This is a genomic window from Flavobacterium riviphilum, from assembly GCF_055231795.1.
Genome location: NZ_JBUYSY010000031.1, coordinates 1 through 2,500, shown reverse-complemented (window position 1 = coordinate 2,500; position 2,500 = coordinate 1). Strand labels below are relative to the sequence as shown.

The following is a 2,500-nucleotide window of genomic DNA, read 5'->3' as shown; positions in this document are numbered from 1 at the left end:
TCAGACAGGGTTTCACGTGCCCCGCCCTACTCAGGATACCACTATCTATTATACTCGTTACCCATACGAGGCTATCACTCTCTATGGCGCTACTTTCCAGTAACTTCTGGTTCCTTGTACATAAAATATCGTGGTCCTACAACCCCAATCATGCCGTAACATCATTGGTTTGGGCTAATCCGCGTTCGCTCGCCACTACTTACGGAATCACTTTTGTTTTCTTCTCCTCCGCCTACTTAGATGTTTCAGTTCAGCGGGTTTGCCCACCTATCGGTGTACTATGTCTTCAACATAGTGGGTTGCCCCATTCGGATATCTACGGATCAATTCGTGTGTGCCAATCCCCGTAGCTTTTCGCAGCTTATCACGTCCTTCTTCGCCTCTGAGAGCCTAGGCATCCCCCATACGCCCTTATTTTGCTTATTGTACTTCGGTTATGATAAATCACAACCGTGTCTTTCTACTTTTTAAATGTTTTTTATCTCAATATGTCAATGAACTTTTTCTTTTTTAGAGGAAAGAACATAGATAACAGACAATAGACTTGGTCTATATTCTTTTTTCTATATTCTATCTTCTTAAAGATAGTGGAGAATATCGGAGTCGAACCGATGACCTCCTGCGTGCAAGGCAGGCGCTCTAGCCAGCTGAGCTAATCCCCCAATTTCTTAAAATTCCAAAATTTTTAATTTCCAAATTCCAAAAAATAAGGATTTCAACCTCTAGAATTTCCTTTATTCTGAATCTATTTCAGAATCATTAAGTGTAAATAGTAGTCCCGGGCAGACTCGAACTGCCGACCCCTACATTATCAGTGTAGTACTCTAACCAGCTGAGCTACGAGACTCTGTTTTTTACTTAATTCTTTATTCAATTTCTTTAAATTAACAGCAAGAGTAATCCAATCGATGCTTTAGACCTACAGCATCTTCTTCTCTATCCTTAGCGTGCATATAGCTAACACTAAAGCTCTAGAAAGGAGGTGTTCCAGCCGCACCTTCCGGTACGGCTACCTTGTTACGACTTAGCCCTAGTTACTAGTTTTACCCTAGGCAGCTCCTTGCGGTCACCGACTTCAGGCACCCCCAGCTTCCATGGCTTGACGGGCGGTGTGTACAAGGCCCGGGAACGTATTCACCGGATCATGGCTGATATCCGATTACTAGCGATTCCAGCTTCACGGAGTCGAGTTGCAGACTCCGATCCGAACTGTGACCGGCTTTATAGATTCGCTCCTCCTCACGAAGTGGCTGCTCTCTGTACCGGCCATTGTAGCACGTGTGTAGCCCAAGGCGTAAGGGCCGTGATGATTTGACGTCATCCCCACCTTCCTCACAGTTTGCACTGGCAGTCTCGTTAGAGTTCCCGACATCACTCGCTGGCAACTAACAACAGGGGTTGCGCTCGTTATAGGACTTAACCTGACACCTCACGGCACGAGCTGACGACAACCATGCAGCACCTTGTAAATTGTCTTACGAAAAGTCTGTTTCCAAACCGGTCAATCTACATTTAAGCCTTGGTAAGGTTCCTCGCGTATCATCGAATTAAACCACATGCTCCACCGCTTGTGCGGGCCCCCGTCAATTCCTTTGAGTTTCAAACTTGCGTTCGTACTCCCCAGGTGGGATACTTATCACTTTCGCTTAGCCACTGATATTGCTACCAACAGCTAGTATCCATCGTTTACGGCGTGGACTACCAGGGTATCTAATCCTGTTCGCTCCCCACGCTTTCGTCCATCAGCGTCAATCCATTGGTAGTAACCTGCCTTCGCAATTGGTATTCCATGTAATCTCTAAGCATTTCACCGCTACACTACATATTCTAGTTACTTCCCAATAATTCAAGTCTAGCAGTATCAATGGCCGTTCCACCGTTGAGCGATGGGCTTTCACCACTGACTTACTAAACCGCCTACGGACCCTTTAAACCCAATGATTCCGGATAACGCTTGGATCCTCCGTATTACCGCGGCTGCTGGCACGGAGTTAGCCGATCCTTATTCTTACAGTACCGTCAAGGTTCTACACGTAGAACTGTTTCTTCCTGTACAAAAGCAGTTTACAATCCATAGGACCGTCATCCTGCACGCGGCATGGCTGGTTCAGGCTTGCGCCCATTGACCAATATTCCTCACTGCTGCCTCCCGTAGGAGTCTGGTCCGTGTCTCAGTACCAGTGTGGGGGATCTCCCTCTCAGGACCCCTACCCATCGTCGCCTTGGTAAGCCGTTACCTTACCAACTAGCTAATGGGACGCATGCTCATCTTTTGCCGTTGTGACTTTAATGTGAAAATGATGCCATTCTCACATACTATGAGGTATTAATCCAAATTTCTCTGGGCTATCCCTCTGCAAAAGGTAGATTGCATACGCGTTACGCACCCGTGCGCCGGTCTCAAGGTTGCAAGCAACCTCTACCCCTCGACTTGCATGTGTTAAGCCTGCCGCTAGCGTTCATCCTGAGCCAGGATCAAACTCTTCATCGTATATTGTTT

Annotated in this window: 2 tRNA genes and 2 rRNA genes (1 of these 4 cut by a window edge); all 4 read right to left on the bottom strand. The window is 46.8% G+C overall.

The annotated features are described in order from the left end of the window. Positions 1-426 (bottom strand): 23S ribosomal RNA (locus ACZIX2_RS14085) (it extends 2,455 nt beyond the left edge of the window). Positions 427-588: 162 nt separating this feature from the next. After that, a tRNA-Ala gene (locus ACZIX2_RS14080) sits at positions 589-662 on the bottom strand. Between the two features lie 111 nt (positions 663-773). Continuing rightward, positions 774-847: transfer RNA gene (locus ACZIX2_RS14075), tRNA-Ile, on the bottom strand. A gap of 128 nt (positions 848-975) precedes the next feature. Further along, positions 976-2,491, bottom strand: a 16S ribosomal RNA gene (locus tag ACZIX2_RS14070). Together the 16S and 23S rRNA genes with 2 tRNA genes alongside form the textbook arrangement of a ribosomal RNA operon. Positions 2,492-2,500: the final 9 nt, after the last annotated feature.